Annotated in this window: 12 protein-coding genes; 9 read left to right on the forward strand and 3 right to left on the reverse strand. The window is 73.0% G+C overall.

Going from position 1 to position 16,574, the window contains the following annotated elements; translation table 11 throughout:
* Window positions 1–158: 158 nt before the first annotated feature.
* Window positions 159–1,418: a PP2C family protein-serine/threonine phosphatase gene (locus BMY40_RS00255; RefSeq protein ID WP_093654120.1), complete on the reverse strand. Its 1,260-nt coding sequence runs from the start codon at window positions 1,416–1,418 to the stop codon at window positions 159–161.
* Between the two features lie 335 nt (window positions 1,419–1,753).
* Here BMY40_RS00255 and BMY40_RS00260 point away from each other — a divergent pair, with 335 nt between their 5' ends.
* The 6 genes from BMY40_RS00260 to BMY40_RS28885 all read left to right on the forward strand — a co-directional run bounded on the left by BMY40_RS00260 (window position 1,754) and on the right by BMY40_RS28885 (window position 9,532).
* Window positions 1,754–3,250 carry an MFS transporter gene (locus tag BMY40_RS00260; RefSeq protein WP_093654122.1) on the forward strand — a complete coding sequence of 499 codons (1,497 nt, stop codon included), beginning with the start codon at window positions 1,754–1,756 and terminating at the stop codon, window positions 3,248–3,250.
* A gap of 247 nt (window positions 3,251–3,497) precedes the next feature.
* Entirely contained in the window at window positions 3,498–5,288 is a 1,791-nt protein-coding gene (locus BMY40_RS00265) for a DEAD/DEAH box helicase (protein WP_093654124.1), read from the forward strand.
* 439 nt (window positions 5,289–5,727) lie between these two features.
* A complete protein-coding gene (locus BMY40_RS00270; RefSeq protein WP_093654126.1) occupies window positions 5,728–6,372 on the forward strand; it encodes an IclR family transcriptional regulator in 645 nt (214 codons plus the stop codon).
* A 152-nt stretch (window positions 6,373–6,524) separates the two neighbouring features.
* Window positions 6,525–7,325: a S16 family serine protease gene (locus tag BMY40_RS00275; RefSeq protein ID WP_093654127.1), complete on the forward strand. Its 801-nt coding sequence runs from the start codon at window positions 6,525–6,527 to the stop codon at window positions 7,323–7,325.
* Window positions 7,326–7,596: 271 nt separating this feature from the next.
* Window positions 7,597–8,787, forward strand: a complete 1,191-nt coding sequence (locus tag BMY40_RS00280) for a S8 family peptidase (protein ID WP_093654129.1) — start codon at window positions 7,597–7,599, stop codon at window positions 8,785–8,787.
* Between the two features lie 160 nt (window positions 8,788–8,947).
* Entirely contained in the window at window positions 8,948–9,532 is a 585-nt protein-coding gene (locus BMY40_RS28885) for an RDD family protein (protein ID WP_093654131.1), read from the forward strand.
* A 138-nt stretch (window positions 9,533–9,670) separates the two neighbouring features.
* On the opposite strand, the gene hppD is transcribed toward BMY40_RS28885, so the two are convergent.
* Window positions 9,671–10,816 (reverse strand): 4-hydroxyphenylpyruvate dioxygenase, encoded by a 1,146-nt coding sequence (gene hppD / locus BMY40_RS00290; protein ID WP_093654133.1) that lies wholly within the window; start codon window positions 10,814–10,816, stop codon window positions 9,671–9,673.
* Window positions 10,817–10,938: 122 nt separating this feature from the next.
* Here hppD and BMY40_RS00295 point away from each other — a divergent pair, with 122 nt between their 5' ends.
* Complete coding sequence (locus tag BMY40_RS00295) at window positions 10,939–11,424, forward strand: Lrp/AsnC family transcriptional regulator (protein WP_093654135.1); 486 nt, start codon at window positions 10,939–10,941, stop codon at window positions 11,422–11,424.
* 242 nt (window positions 11,425–11,666) lie between these two features.
* Window positions 11,667–13,352 (forward strand): RDD family protein, encoded by a 1,686-nt coding sequence (locus BMY40_RS00300; protein ID WP_093654137.1) that lies wholly within the window; start codon window positions 11,667–11,669, stop codon window positions 13,350–13,352.
* 201 nt (window positions 13,353–13,553) lie between these two features.
* Here the strand turns inward: BMY40_RS00300 and BMY40_RS00305 are convergent, their stop codons facing one another.
* Window positions 13,554–13,829 (reverse strand): hypothetical protein, encoded by a 276-nt coding sequence (locus BMY40_RS00305; RefSeq protein WP_093654138.1) that lies wholly within the window; start codon window positions 13,827–13,829, stop codon window positions 13,554–13,556.
* A gap of 355 nt (window positions 13,830–14,184) precedes the next feature.
* On the opposite strand from BMY40_RS00305, the gene BMY40_RS00310 reads away from it, so the two are divergent.
* Window positions 14,185–16,560 carry an immune inhibitor A domain-containing protein gene (locus BMY40_RS00310; RefSeq protein WP_177213814.1) on the forward strand — a complete coding sequence of 792 codons (2,376 nt, stop codon included), beginning with the start codon at window positions 14,185–14,187 and terminating at the stop codon, window positions 16,558–16,560.
* Window positions 16,561–16,574: the final 14 nt, after the last annotated feature.

A 16,574-nucleotide genomic window follows, 5' to 3' on the forward strand; every position in this document is an offset into this window, starting at 1 on the left:
TACGGTCGTGCTCGGACACCTGGCAAGACGCCCCGCGCGGCGGTTTTCGGCCTTTCGGCGGTGTTCTCCGCCCATCCACGGGGGCCGCCATCCACGGGGCCGCCGATCCACGGGCCCCGCCGGACCCGGGTTCCACCGGGACCGGGCCCCGGCGGCGCTCAGCCCCGGGGGCGGGGGAACAGGGCGGGGGAGGCCTGGGTGAGGCTGGCGCCGGTGTGCGCGTCCCGGCGCACCGGCTCGGGGCCGTACCAGTCCAGGCACATCACGGTCGCGTCGTCCTTCAGCTCGCCCCTGTTGGCGTCGAGAACCGCCATGGTCAGGATCTGGGTGGCCTCGCGCGGATGGAGCTCCTGGGTGTCCTTGAGCAGCGCGGACAGATCGACGAGCCGGGAGCGGCGGTCCAGCATCCCGTCGGTGAGGATGACCAGCCGGTCGCCCGGCCTGAGCTCCATCTCCTGCACCTCGTACAGGCGCTGCGGCTGGACCCCGAAGGGCAGGTTGACCCTCAGCCCGACCTCCTCCACCCTGCCGTCCCGCAGCCGCAGGGGCCAGGGGTGGCCCGCGTTGACGAGCGCGACCCGGCCGTCGCGCAGGCACACCCGCAGCAGCAGCCCCGTCGCCATGGCGCCGCCGCTGTGGTCGACCATGGCCTGATGGGCACGCCTCGCCTGCTCGGCCAGGTCGCAGCCCGCCCGGCGCGCGCCCCGCAGGGCGCCCACCAGCAGGGTGGCGAGCATGGCGGCGTTCACCTCGTGGCCCATGGCGTCGGTGACGGACAGGTGCAGGGTGTCGCGGTCCAGGGCGTAGTCGAAGGTGTCGCCGCCGACATTGCCCGCCGGCTCCAGGGCCCCGGCCACCGCGAACTGCGCGGCCTCGCACGACAGCGACGAGGGCAGCAGATTGTGCTGGATCTCGGCGGCCAGACTGAGCGGGGCCGTCCGCTGCCCCCACTGGTAGAGGTCGGTGAAGCGCTGGTTGGCGATGACGATGTAGGCCAGCGTGTGGGCGGCCCGGCTGATCTCCCGCAGTGTTCTGCGGTCCGGATCCGCCGGAACGCGCACCTCCAGCAGGCCGATGGAGTCCCCGCGGTTGGTGACCGGGGCGATCACCCGCTGCCCGCCGTCGCCGTCGACGGCCTCCGCCAGTCGCAGCCGCTGGGTGCGGATCACGTCGCCGTAGACGGTCCCGAACAGCGGGATGGTCTCCATGCTCTCGCCCGTCCCCACCTCGCCCGCCGTGCTCATCCGCACCACCGACTGCCGTGCCAGGTCGGTGATGAGGAACGACACCGAGGTCGCGCCGAAGCGCCGCTTGAGTTCCCGGGCCACCACGTCGACGGACTCCACCGGCGACGCGGCCTCCGCCGCCGCGAGGATCCCCGTGTGGGTGCCCCGCTCGGTGTCGTACTCGACCGTCATCGTCAACTCCCCTCGCCGGAACACGCTCGTTCCGGGCCGTCGTCGGCACGCTCCGGACCTCCACCCCGGATGCCGCGCCCCTCATGGTCCGCTGCCGTACCTCCTGTGGTCCGTATGCCCCGGCTTTCCGTTTCAGTGCGCGCGGCCGTGCCGGGCGGCGGTGCGGTGGCGCCGTACGAGCGCCGTACGGGCGCCGCCGGAGCGGCCGGAACCGCCCGGAAACGCGTTCCTCCGACCGGGGCGGGACCCCTCCTTCGGACCTGGTCCGGGAGAACGAGCCGATCACCGCCCTATGACAGGTGCCAGTGTCGGAGACGGGCCTTACTCTGAGGCGCATGACCGCACTCGACGACGAGCTCGACGGTTCCCTGGACGGGGACCTCGGCACAGTGGCCCCCATCACCCCCGTTCTCACCCCGGTGCCCACGCCGGAGGCGGACGGCGGAGTGCTCGGCCGCACCTACCGGGCGCTGACCCTGGGCATCGTCTCCGTCGTCCTCCTCATCGCCTTCGAGGCGACGGCCGTCGGCACGGCCATGCCCGTCGCCGCCGACCGGCTCGACGGGGTGTCGCTGTACGCCTTCGCCTTCTCCGCGTACTTCACCACCAGCCTGCTGGGCATGGTCGCCGCCGGCCAGTGGTGCGACCGCAGCGGGCCGCTGGCGTCGCTGGCCGCCGGCATCGGGGCCTTCGCCGTCGGGCTGCTGCTGTCGGGCACGGCGGTGCAGATGTGGGTCTTCGTCCTCGGCCGGGCGGTGCAGGGCATCGGCGGCGGGCTGGTGATCGTCGCGCTGTACGTCACCGTCAGCCGCGCCTACCCCGAGCGGCTGCGGCCCACGGTGATGGCCGCCTTCGCGGCCTCCTGGGTGATCCCGGCCGTCGTCGGGCCGCTGATCGCCGGCACGGTCACCGAGCAGCTCGGCTGGCGCTGGGTGTTCCTGGGCATTCCCGCCCTGGTCGTCCTGCCCATCGCGGTCATGCTCCCGCCCCTGCGGCGGGCCGCCTCCGGGCCGCCGCCCGGCGGGGCCAGGCCGCTGGACCGCCGGCTGATGCGGCTGGCGGTGGCGGTGTCGCTGGGGGCCGGGCTGCTCCAGTACGCCGGCCAGGACCTGCGCTGGGTCTCCCTGGTCCCGGCCGCGGCCGGCGCGGCCCTGATGGTCCCGGCCGCGCTCGGACTGCTGCCGCGCGGCACGTTCCGCGCCGCGCGCGGGCTGCCGACGGTGGTGCTGATGCGCGGCATCGCGGCGGGGTCGTTCATCGTCGCGGAGAGCTTCGTGCCGCTGATGCTGGTGAGCCAGCGCGGGCTGTCGGTGACGATGGCCGGCCTCTCCCTCGCGGCGGGCGGCGCGACCTGGGCGCTGGGGTCGTTCCTCCAGTCCCGGCCCTTCGCCGAGGCGCACCGGGAGCGGCTGGTGCGGTACTGCATGGTGCTGGTGACGGCGGGGATCGCGGCCACGCCGCTGGTGCTTCTGGAGTCCGTGCCGGTGTGGACGGCGGCGGTCGCGCAGGCGGTGGGCTGCTTCGGGATGGGCGTGGTGATCTCGTCCACGAGCGTGCTGCTGCTGAAGCTGTCCAAGCCGGAGGAGGCGGGCGCCAACTCCGCGGCCCTCCAGCTGAGCGACGGGCTGTCCAACATCGTGCTCCTCGCCGCCTGCGGCGCGCTCTTCGCGGGTCTGGGCGGCGGCGCGGTGTCGGTGGGGCACGGCGCGGGCGAGGCGGCGAGCGCCGCCTCGGCCTCCCACCCGCTGGCGTTCGTGGCGGTCTACCTCCCGGCGGCGGCGGTCGCCCTGGCGGGCGCCCTGGTGGCGGGGCGGATGCGGGTGGAGAAGTGAAACCGCGTGCGCACGGAGCCGGTCCGCCCATAGCGTTGGGCCATGGAGACGAACCGCGACACGGCAGGACGCCCCCGGCCCTCCGCCGGGCCTGACGAGCGCGCCTCCCGCGAGAAGGCGGTGCGCACTCCGGCATGTGACGTGGATCGCACCCCGTCCCGCCATCCGGGATGTCACCCGGATGGCGGGACGGGTGCCCCGGTAGTCTGACGCGGTTGCCGATCGCCGACCCAGTTCAGCGGAGACCGTGACTACCACGACCACGTCCCACCACCTCTCGCCCGCGTTCCCCGGCCGCGCCCCCTGGGGCACGGCGGGCAAGCTGCGAGCCTGGCAGCAGGCCGCGATGGACCTGTACATCGAGAAGCAGCCGCGGGACTTCCTCGCCGTCGCGACACCGGGCGCGGGAAAGACGACCTTCGCCCTCACCCTGGCCTCCTGGCTGCTGCACCACCACGTCGTGCAGCAGGTGACCGTCGTCGCGCCGACCGAGCACCTGAAGAAGCAGTGGGCCGAGGCGGCGGCGAGAGTGGGCATCAAGCTGGACCCGGAGTACAGCGCGGGTCCGCTGGGCCGCGAGTACCACGGTGTGGCGGTGACGTACGCCGGTGTCGGTGTGCGCCCGATGCTGCACCGCAACCGCTGCGAGCAGCGCAAGACGCTGGTCATCCTGGACGAGATCCACCACGCCGGCGACACCCGGTCCTGGGGCGAGGCGTGCTTCGAGGCGTTCGAGCCCGCCACCCGCCGCCTGGCCCTGACCGGTACGCCCTTCCGCTCGGACACCAACCCCATCCCGTTCGTCACCTACGCCGAGGACGGTGAGGGGATCCGCCGCTCGGTGGCCGACTACACCTACGGCTACGGCAAGGCGCTGGCCGACGGCGTCGTGCGCCCGGTGATCTTCTTGTCCTACAGCGGCAACATGCGCTGGCGCAGCAAGGCGGGCGACGAGCTGGAGGCCAGACTCGGCGAGCCGATGACCAAGGACGCCATCTCCCAGGCGTGGCGCACCGCGCTCGACCCGCGCGGCGACTGGATGCCCAGCGTGCTGCGCGCGGCAGACACCCGGCTGACGGAGGTCCGCAAGGCGATCCCGGACGCGGGCGGGCTGGTGATTGCCGCCGACCAGGACTCGGCGCGCGCCTACGCCAAGCTGATCCGCGAGATCACCGGCGGCGCCGCGACCGTCGTGCTCTCCGACGACGCCGGGGCGTCCAAGCGGATCGAGGAGTTCAGCCAGAGCGACGACCGCTGGATGGTGGCGGTGCGCATGGTGTCCGAAGGCGTGGACGTGCCGCGCCTGGCGGTCGGGGTGTACGCCACGACCATCTCCACGCCGCTGTTCTTCGCCCAGGCCGTCGGCCGTTTCGTGCGCTCCCGGCGGAGGGGCGAGACCGCCTCCGTCTTCCTGCCCACCATCCCCATGCTGCTGGGCTTCGCGCACGAGATGGAGGTCGAGCGCGACCACGTGCTGGACAAGCCCAAGAAGGGCGGGGAGGACGCAGACCCGTACGCGGAGGAGGCCGACCTCCTCAAGGAGGCCGAGAGGCAGCAGGACGAGGACACCGGCGAGCAGGACCAACTGCCCTTCGAGGCACTGGAGTCGGACGCGGTCTTCGACCGGGTGATGTACGACGGCGCAGAGTTCGGCATGCAGGCCCACCCCGGCAGCGAGGAGGAGCAGGACTACCTGGGCATCCCCGGGCTGCTGGAGCCGGACCAGGTGCAGCTGCTGCTCCAGAAGCGGCAGGCGCGGCAGATCGCGCACAGCCGCCGCAAGCCGGACGCCGAGGCCGATCTGCTGGAGACGCCCGCCGAGAGGCGTCCGGTGGTCACGCACAAGGAGATGCTGGAGATGCGCCGGCAGCTCAACTCGCTGGTCGGCGCGTACTCGCACCAGAGCGGCAAGCCGCACGGCGTGATCCACACCGAGCTGCGCCGGGTCTGCGGCGGTCCGCCCACCGCCGAGGCGACGGCCGGGCAGCTTCGGCAGCGGATCGCCAAGGTGCGCGAATGGGCCACCCGGATGCGGTGACGCGGGCGGAACACGCACGGAGACGGGGGCGGGGACAGGAGCGCGGAGGGCGCGGACCCGGCAGGGCCCGCGCCCTCCGCGCGCCCTCTACCGTCCGGTAGGCGCGATGAGCGCCATTGTGTGCATCTGTGCGCTCTGCGTACGGGTATGGGAGCGTATCCATGGCCCGAGCCGGACCGCTGTGACCTGCTGCTGTACGCAATGCGGATAAACCATGCCAGCGGCGCCCGGATTCTGGACAGAGTCTTCCGGACGGCGGGCGGGATCGCTAGGTTTCGCGTCACGCACACGCCCCGTGGCAGCGTCGCCTCGGAGCGCAGCCGGTGCGGCCCGCCAAGCGACCGGCGGCTCGCCGGGAACAGCACGCGCGTCCGCCGACGGGACCGGCGGCGCACCTCCCGGAGCGGAGTCGCCGGCACACAACGGAGGAGGGGGCGTCGTGACCGCGGAGACATCTCAGACGCTCGACCGGGGACTGCGCGTCCTCAAACTGCTCGCCGACACCGACCACGGCCTGACCGTCACCGAGCTGTCCAGCAAGCTCGGGGTCAACCGGACGGTCGTCTACCGACTGCTGGCCACGCTGGAGCAGCACTCCCTGGTGCGCCGGGACCTGGGCGGCCGGGCCCGTGTCGGGCTCGGGGTGCTGCGGCTGGGGCGGCAGGTCCATCCGCTGGTGCGCGAGGCGGCCCTTCCGGCGCTGCGGGCACTGGCCGAGGACGTGGGCGCCACCGCGCACCTGACGCTGGTCGACGGCAACGAGGCCCTGGCCGTCGCGGTCGTCGAGCCGACCTGGACGGACTACCACGTCGCGTACCGCACCGGCTTCCGCCACCCGCTCGACAAGGGCGCGGCGGGGCGCGCGATCCTCGCCGGGCGCCGCCCGGACCGGGACCTGGAGGACGGCTACGTCCTCACCCACGGCGAGCTGGAGGCCGGCGCCTGCGGCGCCGCCGCCCCGCTGCTGGGCGTCAACGGCATCGAGGGCAGCGTCGGCGTGGTGATGCTGTCGGAGTCGGTGCCGCAGAAGGTGGGCCCCCGTGTGGTGCAGGCGGCGCAGGAGGTCGCCGACTTCCTCCGCTAACGGAAGGACCGGGCGGGACCGGATCACCGGACCGGTCCCGGGGCGCCCGGCCCGGTCCGCCTCGGCCCCCCGGCCCGGACCCGCCCCGGTCCGACCCTGCCCGACCCGGTCCGGCTCCGCGCGCGGGGCGGCGGTGAACTAGATTCACCCCCATGCCGGCTCTGTCCTCCCGTACCCAGGCCCTCGCGATCTGCGGGACGCTCGTCGCGGCGCTGCTCGCGGTCGCCGCGCTCGCCCCGCTGCCGTTCTCGGTCGCCCAGCCCGGGGTCACCGCGGACGTCCTGGGCGAGTACCGGGGCAGGCAGGTCATCACCGTCGACGGGGCCGGCGACCCCGGTGGCGGCGACCCCGGGGCGGAGCCGTCGCGGGGGCGGCTGCTGGCGACCACCATCGCGGCGACGACGCCGGACACGACCGTCCGGCTGGTTGATGTGGTGGACGCCTGGTTCGACACCGAGCGCGCGGTGATGCCGCGCGACTCGGTCTACCCGGTCGGCGACGACCCCGAGGAGATCGAGGAGCACACCACCGCCCAGATGGAGGAGTCGCAGACGGAGGCGGTGACGGCCGCACTGCGCCGGCTGGGCATGTCCGGGGACGAGGTGGAGGTGGAGCTGCGGCTCGCGGACGTCGGCGGCCCCAGCGCCGGGCTGGTGTTCGCCCTCGGAATCGTCGACGAGATCGACGACGGGGACCTCACCGGCGGCCGTACGATCGCCGGCACCGGCACCATCACCGCACGCGGCGAGGTCGGGCCGGTCGGCGGCGTCCCGCTCAAGACACAGGCGGCGGCGCGCGACGGCGCCACCGTCTTCCTGGTGCCCGAGGCGGAGTGCGACGACGCGCGGGCCGAACTCCCCGAGGACCTGCGCCTGGTGCCCGTCACCACCCTGGAGGGCGCGCTGGCCGCGCTCAGGGCGCTGCGGGACGGCGGCCGCGTACCGAGCTGCTGAACCCGGGGCAGGCGGGCGGGACCCTTGCGCCCCGGCGGTGCGGAACCCCGCATTGGGCAGTGCTGACCTGCGGCGATACCGCCCGAACCGGGACGGGCGGCCCCGTGTGTGGGGGGCCGCGGTGACGGTGTGCGGAGCCGGCGTGGAGATTCCCCCGGCAATCTTGTCTTGTACTCGTCAGTAAGTGACCCTCCTCACGGCGGGAGCGCGGAGTACGACCCGCCGGTCTGCGGGTCCGCGCAGGCCTTTCCCGACGACGAGGAGGATCCGCGTGAAGGCAGCGAAGAGAACGGCCCGGAGCCGTACCGGGGTGGGCCTGGCCGCGGCCGTGGTCGCCGCGGCGCTCGGGCTCGGCTCCGCGGCGCCGGCGGGCGCGGCGCAGCCGTCCCAGCGGGAGGCCGGCTACATCGTCATACTCAAGGGCGCGCCGGGCGCCCTGACCACGACATCCGCGAAGGAGCGGAACGAGGACCTGACCGAGCGCTACGGAGCCGCGCTCGGCCGCACCTTCACCGCCGTGCTCAACGGGTTCTCGGCCCGTATGACCCCCGCCGAGGCCGCGCGCCTGGCGGACGATCCCTCCGTCGCCTCCGTGGCCCCGGACCGCAAGGTGACCATCTCCTCCACCCAGCCCGCCCCGCCCTCCTGGGGGCTGGACCGCATCGACCAGCCCGACCTGCCGCTGGACGACGTCTACGACCACCCGGACGCGGCCGGCCGCGGGGTGACCGCGTACGTCATCGACACCGGCGTCCGCATCAGCCACCAGGACTTCGGCGGGCGCGCCTCCCACGGCTACGACGCCGTCGACGGCGACACGACCGCGGACGACGGCCACGGACACGGCACCCATGTGGCGGGCACCCTCGCCGGATCCTCCTACGGTGTGGCCAAGGAGGCCGACATCGTCGCCGTCCGCGTCCTGGACGACAGCGGCGCCGGCACCACCTCCCAGGTCGTCGCGGGCATCGAGTGGGTGACGAAGAACGCGCGCAAGCCGGCGGTGGCGAACATGAGCCTCGGCGGTCTGATCGACCCCGCCATCGACACCGCCGTGCGCAACTCCATCGCGTCCGGCGTCACCTACGCCGTCGCGGCGGGCAACTCCAGCGCGCCGGTGTTCCTGCACTCGCCCGCCCGGGTCTCCGAGGCCATCACCGTCGGCGCCACCGACAGCGGCGACGCGATGGCGACCTACTCCAACTTCGGCCTGGGCGTGGACATCCTGGCCCCCGGCTCGTCGATCACCTCCGCCTGGAACACCGGCGACTCGGCGGCCAACACCATCTCCGGCACCTCGATGGCCACCCCGCACGTGGCCGGCGCCGCCGCCATCCACCTCGCCGGGAACCCCTCGGCCACCCCGGCCCAGGTCTCGGAAGCGCTGACCTCGGCCGCGGCCCGCGACAAGATCAGCGGCAACCTGCTCTCCCCCGACCGGCTCCTGCAGGTCACGGACTGACGGCGCGTCCGCCCCGCGGGGCCGGCCCGCACCCCTGGCGGGGGTGCGGGCCGGCCCCGCGGGGCGGGGGGCGGTTTGGCGGCCGGGGCGGGCGCTGCTTGGATACCGGCCTTGGCTTCCTTCCCCTCCCGGGCGGAGGGGACCCTTCGAAAGGACACCGATGAGCCACCCGGCGCCTCCGCCGCCCCACATACCGCAGCCCTCCGTACCGCCGCCCCACATGCCCCCGCCCGGGCCGCCCGGCCCCTCCGGGCCGTACGCCTACGCGCCCCCGCCGTACGCCTACGCGCCGCCCCCGCTGCCGGGCCCGCCGCCGGAACTGGTGGCCCCGCTGGGCAGGCGCTTCCTGGCGAAGCTGGTGGACGGGCTGGTGATGGCGGCGATCGTGGCCGGGATCACCGTGCCGTGCTCCATCCACCTGGACACCGACCCCGAGGGCGTGACGGAGGGACTGGCGATCACCGGCATCGTCTTCTCGCTCCTCTTCGCCTTCCTCCTCTACGACCCCGTCCTCACGTCCACCGGCGGCACCGTGGGGAAGCGGCTGTGCGGGCTGAAGGTGGCGCGCATCGAGACCGGCGGGCAGGTGGGCTTCGGGGCCGCGCTGGGGCGCCACCTGATGGCGGGACTCATCAACAACGCGATGTGCGTGCCGCTCGCCTATCTGTGGTGCACCTGGGACAAGCCCTTCCACCAGGGGCTGCACGACAAGATCGTGCGCACCGTGGTCGTCCGCACCAGGTGACGGCCCTCCCGGGACGGGCCTCCCGGCGGCGCGCCGCGCCGCGCCCGGAAACGGGCCGCGGCCCCGCCGTCAGGGAGGCGGGGCCGCGGGACGCGCGCTGCGCGCCGTGCACCGCGCGCGGGGAGCGGGAGCGGAGGCTCAGAGGTTGCCGCGCCGCTCCTGCTCGCGCTCGATGGCCTCGAACAGGGCCTTGAAGTTGCCCTTTCCGAAGCCCATGGAGCCGTGGCGCTCGATCATCTCGAAGAACACCGTCGGACGGTCCTGGACCGGCTTGGTGAAGATCTGCAGCAGGTAGCCGTCCTCGTCGCGGTCGGCGAGGATCTTCAGCTCGCGCAGCTCCTCGATCGGCACGCGGGTCTCGCCGACCCACTCGCCCAGGGTGTCGTAGTAGGAGTCGGGGGTGTCCAGGAACTCCACACCGGCGGCGCGCATGGCCCGCACGGTGGCGACGATGTCGTTGGTGGCGAGCGCGATGTGCTGCACGCCCGGGCCGCCGTAGAACTCCAGGTACTCGTCGATCTGCGACTTCTTCTTGGCGATCGCCGGCTCGTTGAGCGGGAACTTCACCTTGCGCCTGCCGTCGGCGACGACCTTCGACATCAGCGCGGAGTACTCGGTGGCGATGTCGTCGCCCACGAACTCCTTCATGTTGGTGAAGCCCATGACCTTGTTGTAGAAGGCCACCCACTCGTCCATCTTCCCGAGTTCGACGTTGCCGACGCAGTGGTCGATGGCCTGGAAGAACCGCTTCTCCTGCGGCGCGACGATCGGCTTGGCCGCGGTGAAGCCGGGCAGGTAGGGGCCGTCGTAGCCGGAGCGGTCCACCAGGGTGTGGCGGGTCTCGCCGTAGGTGGCGATGGCGGCCAGCACGACGGTGCCGTGCTCGTCCTTGATCTCGTAGGGCTCCTCCAGGCCGGTGGCGCCGTGCTCGATCGCGTAGGCGTACGCGGCCCGCGCGTCCGGCACCTCGATGGCCAGGTCCACCACGCCGTCGCCGTGCGCGGCGACGTGCTCGGCGAGGAAGCGGCCGCGCTCGGTGACCGGCTTGATGACTGACGTCAGGACGAAGCGGGCGGAGCCCGACTCCAGGACGTAGGAGGCGGTCTCGCGGCTGCCGTTCTCGGGGCCGGAGTAGGCCACGAGCTTCATGCCGAAGGCCGTGGAGTAGTAGTGCGCGGCCTGCTTGGCGTTGCCCACGGCGAAGACGACCGCGTCCATCCCCTTCACCGGGAAGGGATCGGCCTGCCGGGCGGTGCTGGGGGTGTTGTGCATGGTCTCAGTCATGGCCGCAGGCTCCCGCTGTTCCACAAGATGCGCAATAGTTCGTGTGAAGGCTGAGCAATCTGTACAGTGATAGGGCCAACGGTCCGGTCGATCTGTACAGGATGACCATCGGGAGGCGGGCCATGGGCATCGACGAACTGGACGGCCGGCTGCTGGAGCTGCTCGCCGCAGAGCCGCGCATCGGCGTACTGGAGGCGTCCCGCCGCCTGGGCGTGGCCCGGGGCACCGTGCAGGCGCGGCTGGACCGGCTGCAGGGCAGCGGGGTCATCCGCGGATTCGGCCCCGACGTCGATCCCGCGGCCATCGGCTACCCGGTCACCGCCTTCGCCACGCTGGAGATCCGGCAGGGACAGGGCCGCGACGTACGGGCGCACCTGGCGACCGTCCCGGAGGTGCTGGAGCTGCACACCATCACCGGCCGCGGCGACATGCTCTGCCGACTGGTGGCCCGCTCCAACGCCGACCTCCAGCGGGTGATCGACAAGGTGGTGGGGTTCGAGGGCATCGTGCGGGCCTCCACGGCCATCGTCATGGAGAACCCGGTGCCGCTGCGGATCGTCCCGCTGGTGCGCCAGGCGGCCCGGGACGCCGGCGGGCCCGCCTCCTGACACCCGGTCACGGGCCCGGACCGCGCGGGGAGGAGGGGCGGGACGCCGGCCGTGCGGCGTGAGGCGTTCCCCGCGCCGCGGCGACGGGCTCCGGTGTCGCTGGATGGGGGTGGGGTCGCCGATGGCCGGGGCGAGAGGCCTCCCGTCTCTGGTAGATGTGGAGCCAGCGCTCCCCGGTTGCGCCGCCGGACGGGGAGCGGCACACGCCACAGCGACGGCCGAGCAGATACGGGACCGGACACATGAGCGCCCCTCCGTCAGCATCCGCCAACGGCAGCCCGGGCCCGGGCTACTACCCCGACCCGTCCATTCCGGGATACATCCGCTACTGGAACGGCGCCGCGTGGGTGCCGGGAACGAGCCGCCCCGAACCGCGCGAGGGCGAGCCGATGCCCGCGGCGCCCCCCGGGGTGGTGGTGCAGGCCCCTCGTCCGCCCTCGCCCGCCCCTTCGCCCGCCGCCTCCCCGGTACCGCCCACGCCCTCCGTGCCGGGTGAGTCCCCGCAGGAGGAGACGGGCCCGGTCTTCCTTGACGAGGAGGGGACCGCCGGGGACCGGACCGCGGCCCCGGCGCCCGCTCCGGGCGACCTCCTGCCCCAGCCGCGCGGGCGCGGCGAGGTGGAGATCCGCCCGGGGGACCGGGTGACCACATGGGACGACCCCTCCCGGCTGCACGGTGTCCGGCCCGAACCCGCGTCCGCCTGGCAGGCCGACGCCGCCCGGCAGACGGGCTTCGACGGAGAGCGGGACGGCCGCGTCTCCTGGGGCGCGGGCGGTGCGGCCGGTGCGGGCGGTGCCGGTGAGGGGGCGGCCCCGGCCTCGCCACCGGCGCTGGGCGCGGGCCGTGCCCCGCAGGCGCTGGGACCGGGCCCGGACCCGCGCGGCGGCTCCGGCCGCGCCGAGGGCGCCGGGCCGGTGGACGGCGAGAGAACCGGGAACACGCAGCCGCGCGACGAGGGCACCGTGCGGATGCGGCCCGTACGTCCCGAGGGCACCGCTCCGGCGGCGGGCGGACGGCCCGTCAGGCGCGAGGACACCGTGGGGCTGCGCCGTACGGAGGCGCCCGCTGCGGGCGTCCCGGCCGCACCGGTGCCGGGCGCGCCCGCGGCGCCCGCGGCAGTGCCCGCGCCCGCCGAGCCGGCGGGCCCCGCCGCACCCGCCGCATCTGCCGCCCCCGCCCCCGCCGCACCCGCAGGTCCCGCCTCCGAGCAGCCCTCCTGGACGCGGCAGGTGCACGAACTGGCCCAGCGCGCCCCCGCGTCCGCCGCTCCGGTCTCCGCGCCCCACGCCCCCCTGCCGCACGCGTCCGCCCCCGCCGTACCGCAGCAGCAGTCGCCGGCCGGGCGGCCCGGCGGTCCCGAGCAGGTCGTGCCCTGGCGTCCTCCGGTCGACGACCCCTTCCTGCGGGCCGCCCAGCGGCAGGCCCGCCCCGCCGGGCTCGGACGCCGGCTGGGCGCCCGCCTGGTGGACGGCGTCCTCACCGCGGCGGTGGCCGCGGCGGTGGCCCTCCCGTTCGCCGGCCCCAGCGCCGAGCACTTCCGCGAGCAGGTGGAGGCGGCCGAACAGGCCGGTGAGACACGGCAGATCTGGCTGGTCGACGGCACCACCGGCGTCTACCTGGCGATCGTGCTCGGCGCCCTGTTCCTGTTCGGCCTCCTCTACGAGGTGCTGCCAACCGCCCGTTGGGGCCGCACGCTCGGCAAGAAGCTGTTCGGCGTCCAAGTGCTGGACATCGAGGAGCAGGACACCCCCTCCTTCGGTGCCGCGCTGCGCCGCTGGCTGGTGTACGGACTGCTGGCGCCGGTGGGCATCGGCGTGGTGAACGTCCTGTGGTGCCTGTTCGACCGGCCGTGGCGGCAGTGCTGGCACGACAAGGCGGCGCGCACCTTCGTGGCGCGCGGTACCGAGGAATCCGCTCCGGCCGGATGACGCTCCGGGGAGTCCCCCGGACGGCCCACTCCTGATGCGCGGTGCGCCGCGGCGCGGTCGACTCTGAGCATGAGAACGCGAAGGCCGTGCCGGATACGGAGGCCGCGCCGCCCCGAGGAGGGCGGCGCGGGCGGAGCGCCCGGCGCGGGAGAAGGCCGTACGGCCGGTGCGCGCGGCCCACCGGCCCGCGACCCGGCCGGGTCAGCGGCGCGAGGAGGTCTCCGCCAGACGCCGGCCGTCGTCGGCGCTCTGCGCGCGGCGCTGCGCGGGCACCGCGCCGGCCGCCGTACGCGAGGTCCCTGAGGAGCGCCGGAGGGGCACCCTGGCCGCGACGAGCAGTCCGAGCGCGAGCGCCGCACTCGCGATGACCGCGATCCCGGCTCCCGAACGCGCCTGCGACACCAGCAGCATCGCGAGAGCCGAGAGGATGACGGTGGCCGAGCCGTAGGCGAGCTGTGCGGGATTCGGACGCGGCATGACGGAATCCGTCCTCCGGGATCGGTGGTTGACCGGGGGCGAGGTCGCCGGACGGCGAACGTGGTCCGTCGAACGACTCTACGATGCCGGATGCCCGTACGCAGCCGCGGGTAAGCGCGACCTGACTCGCCGCCACCGACGCGCCGATGCACAGGGGGCGCACGGAGTCACGCCCCGGCCGCACCGTCGTCGGCCGTTACCGTCCGGTCTCCGGACTCCGCAACTGGGTAGCCGGACAACGTACTTGCGTGGCGTGTTCAAATCAAGGGCTGTTTTTTCGGCCGCCGCTCATGTCGAATGCCTCCACACGTGTGCACACACGTGCCATGGCCATGCATGGGGAGGGCAATACCTAGTGAAGAGCCAACGGAGGACGATCAGATCCGCCGCCCTGGCCACGACGGTCGCCGTCATAGGGGCGACCTTTCTGACCGCCGGCACCGCCTACGCCCACGAGGGCACCGCATCCGACGGCCGTGACCCGGCCGCCGCGGAACACGGCGACCACGCGAAGGGCGGGCACAAGCACGGCAAGGACAAGGACGGCAAGCACGTCGACCACGACCTGCCCGGCCCGCTCACCAAGAAGCAGCGCTCCCAGCGCCTCGCGGCCCTTGAGCGGCTCGCCTCCGGCCAGAAGCCCGTGACCAAGAACGGCTCCAAGGTCATGAAGCTCGGCGACGACAAGTACGTCGAGATGGAGCAGACCAAGACCGACAAGATCTTCACCATTCTCCTCGAGTTCGGTGACAAGATCGACCCCAGGTTCGGCGGCACCCCCGGTCCGCTGCACAACCAGATCGCCGAGCCCGACCGCGAGCAGGACAACACCACCCTGTGGAAGGAGGACTTCAGCCAGGAGCACTTCGAGGAGATCTACTTCGGGGAGGGCAAGGGCTCGCTCAAGACGTACTACGAGACCCAGTCCTCCGGTAAGTACTCCGTCGACGGCATGGTCTCCGACTGGGTCAAGGTCGACTACAACGAGGCTCGTTACGGCAACAACGCCTGTGGTCAGAGCACCTGCAACACCGTCTGGGACGCCGTCCGCGACGGTGTGAACCAGTGGGTCGCCGACCAGAAGGCCGCCGGCAGCACCACCGAGGAGATCAAGGCCCAGCTGGCCGAGTACGACCAGTGGGACCGCTACGACTTCGACGGTGACGGCGACTTCAACGAGTCCGACGGCTACCTCGACCACTTCCAGTTCGTCCACGCCGGCGAGGACGAGTCGGCCGGCGGCGGCGCGCAGGGCGAGGACGCCATCTGGGCCCACCGCTGGTACGCCTACGGCACCGACTACGGCAAGACCGGCCCCGAGTTCAACAAGGCCGGCGGCACCGAGATCGGCGACACCGGCATCTGGGTCGGCGACTACACCGTGCAGCCCGAGAACGGCGGCCTGGGCGTCTTCGCCCACGAGTACGGCCACGACCTCGGCCTGCCGGACCTGTACGACACCAACGGCGGCGAGAACTCCACCGCCTTCTGGACTCTGATGTCGTCCGGTTCCTGGCTGAACAACGGCAAGGACGCCATCGGCGACTGGGCCGGCGAGATGACGGCCTGGGACAAGCTGTCCCTGGGCTGGCTGGACTACGAGACGGCCAAGGCCGCCACCAAGTCGCGCCACAAGCTGGGTGTTTCGGCCCACCAGGGCAAGAACCCGCAGGCGCTGATCGTGGAACTCCCCGAGAAGGAGGTCACGACCACCGTCGTCGAGCCCGCGGCGGGCGAGAAGCAGTGGTGGAGCGGCAGCGGTGACGACCTGCGCAACTCCCTGACCCGTACCGTCGATCTGACCGGGGCCTCCTCCGCGTCGCTCGACCTCAAGGGCTGGTGGGAGATCGAGGCCGGTTACGACTACCTCTACACCCAGGTCTCCACCGACGGCGGCGCCACCTGGACCGCCCTGGACGGCACCCGCAACGGCGAGCCGCTCGGCAAGGACGCCTCCGGCGCCCCCGCCCTCGACGGCTTCTCCGGCGGCTGGGAGGACCTCTCCTTCCCGCTGGACGCCTACGCCGGCAAGAAGATCGACCTCCGCTTCCACTACCGCACCGACGGCGGTGTGGCGGAGAAGGGCTTCACCGCCGACGAGATCACCATCACCGCCGACGGCCAGGCGATCGTCACCGACGGCGCCGAGGGCGACGACAACGGGTGGACGGCGAGCGGCTTCTCCCGCATCGGGGGCTCGTTCTCCAACTCCTACCCGCAGTTCTACATCGCCGAGAACCGCCAGTACGTCTCGTACGACAAGACGCTGAAGACCGGCCCGTACAACTTCGGCTGGGCGAACACCCGTCCCGACTGGGTCGAGCGCTACGCCTACCAGAACGGTCTGCTGATCTGGCTGTGGGACACCTCGCAGCTCGACAACAACACCAGCGTCCACCCGGGTGAGGGCCTGGTCCTCCCGATCGACGCGCACCCCAAGGCCGAGAAGTGGGCCGACGGGACGACGATGCGCAACCGCATCCAGTCGTACGACTCCACCTTCAGCTGGTACCCGACGCGCGGCATGACCCTGCACAAGAACGGCGAGGCCGCCAAGATCGGTTGGAAGATGGGCAAGCCCTACTTCGACGACCGCAAGGGTACGTACTGGGACGAGTCCAACCCGACCGCGAGTGTGAAGGTGCCCGACACCAACACCCGCATCACGATCGTCAACCAGCCGCTCGACGGCAGGACGATGACCGTCCAGGTCGGACCCTCCACCAGGTGACACCCGAGTGAAAC

The sequence above is a fragment of the Streptomyces radiopugnans genome (genome assembly GCF_900110735.1).
GTDB lineage: Bacteria > Actinomycetota > Actinomycetes > Streptomycetales > Streptomycetaceae > Streptomyces > Streptomyces radiopugnans.

Bases quoted from the DNA above. Each gene is read 5' to 3' on its own strand.
- hppD (WP_093654133.1), bottom strand. From the start codon at position 10,816: ATGACTGAGACCATGCACAACACCCCCAGCACCGCCCGGCAGGCCGAT.
- BMY40_RS28885 (WP_093654131.1), top strand. From the start codon at position 8,948: ATGAGCCACCCGGCGCCTCCGCCGCCCCACATACCGCAGCCCTCCGTA.
- BMY40_RS00275 (WP_093654127.1), top strand. From the start codon at position 6,525: ATGCCGGCTCTGTCCTCCCGTACCCAGGCCCTCGCGATCTGCGGGACG.
- BMY40_RS00295 (WP_093654135.1), top strand. From the start codon at position 10,939: ATGGGCATCGACGAACTGGACGGCCGGCTGCTGGAGCTGCTCGCCGCA.
- BMY40_RS00260 (WP_093654122.1), top strand. From the start codon at position 1,754: ATGACCGCACTCGACGACGAGCTCGACGGTTCCCTGGACGGGGACCTC.
- BMY40_RS00305 (WP_093654138.1), bottom strand. From the start codon at position 13,829: ATGCCGCGTCCGAATCCCGCACAGCTCGCCTACGGCTCGGCCACCGTC.
- BMY40_RS00255 (WP_093654120.1), bottom strand. From the start codon at position 1,418: ATGACGGTCGAGTACGACACCGAGCGGGGCACCCACACGGGGATCCTC.
- BMY40_RS00300 (WP_093654137.1), top strand. From the start codon at position 11,667: ATGAGCGCCCCTCCGTCAGCATCCGCCAACGGCAGCCCGGGCCCGGGC.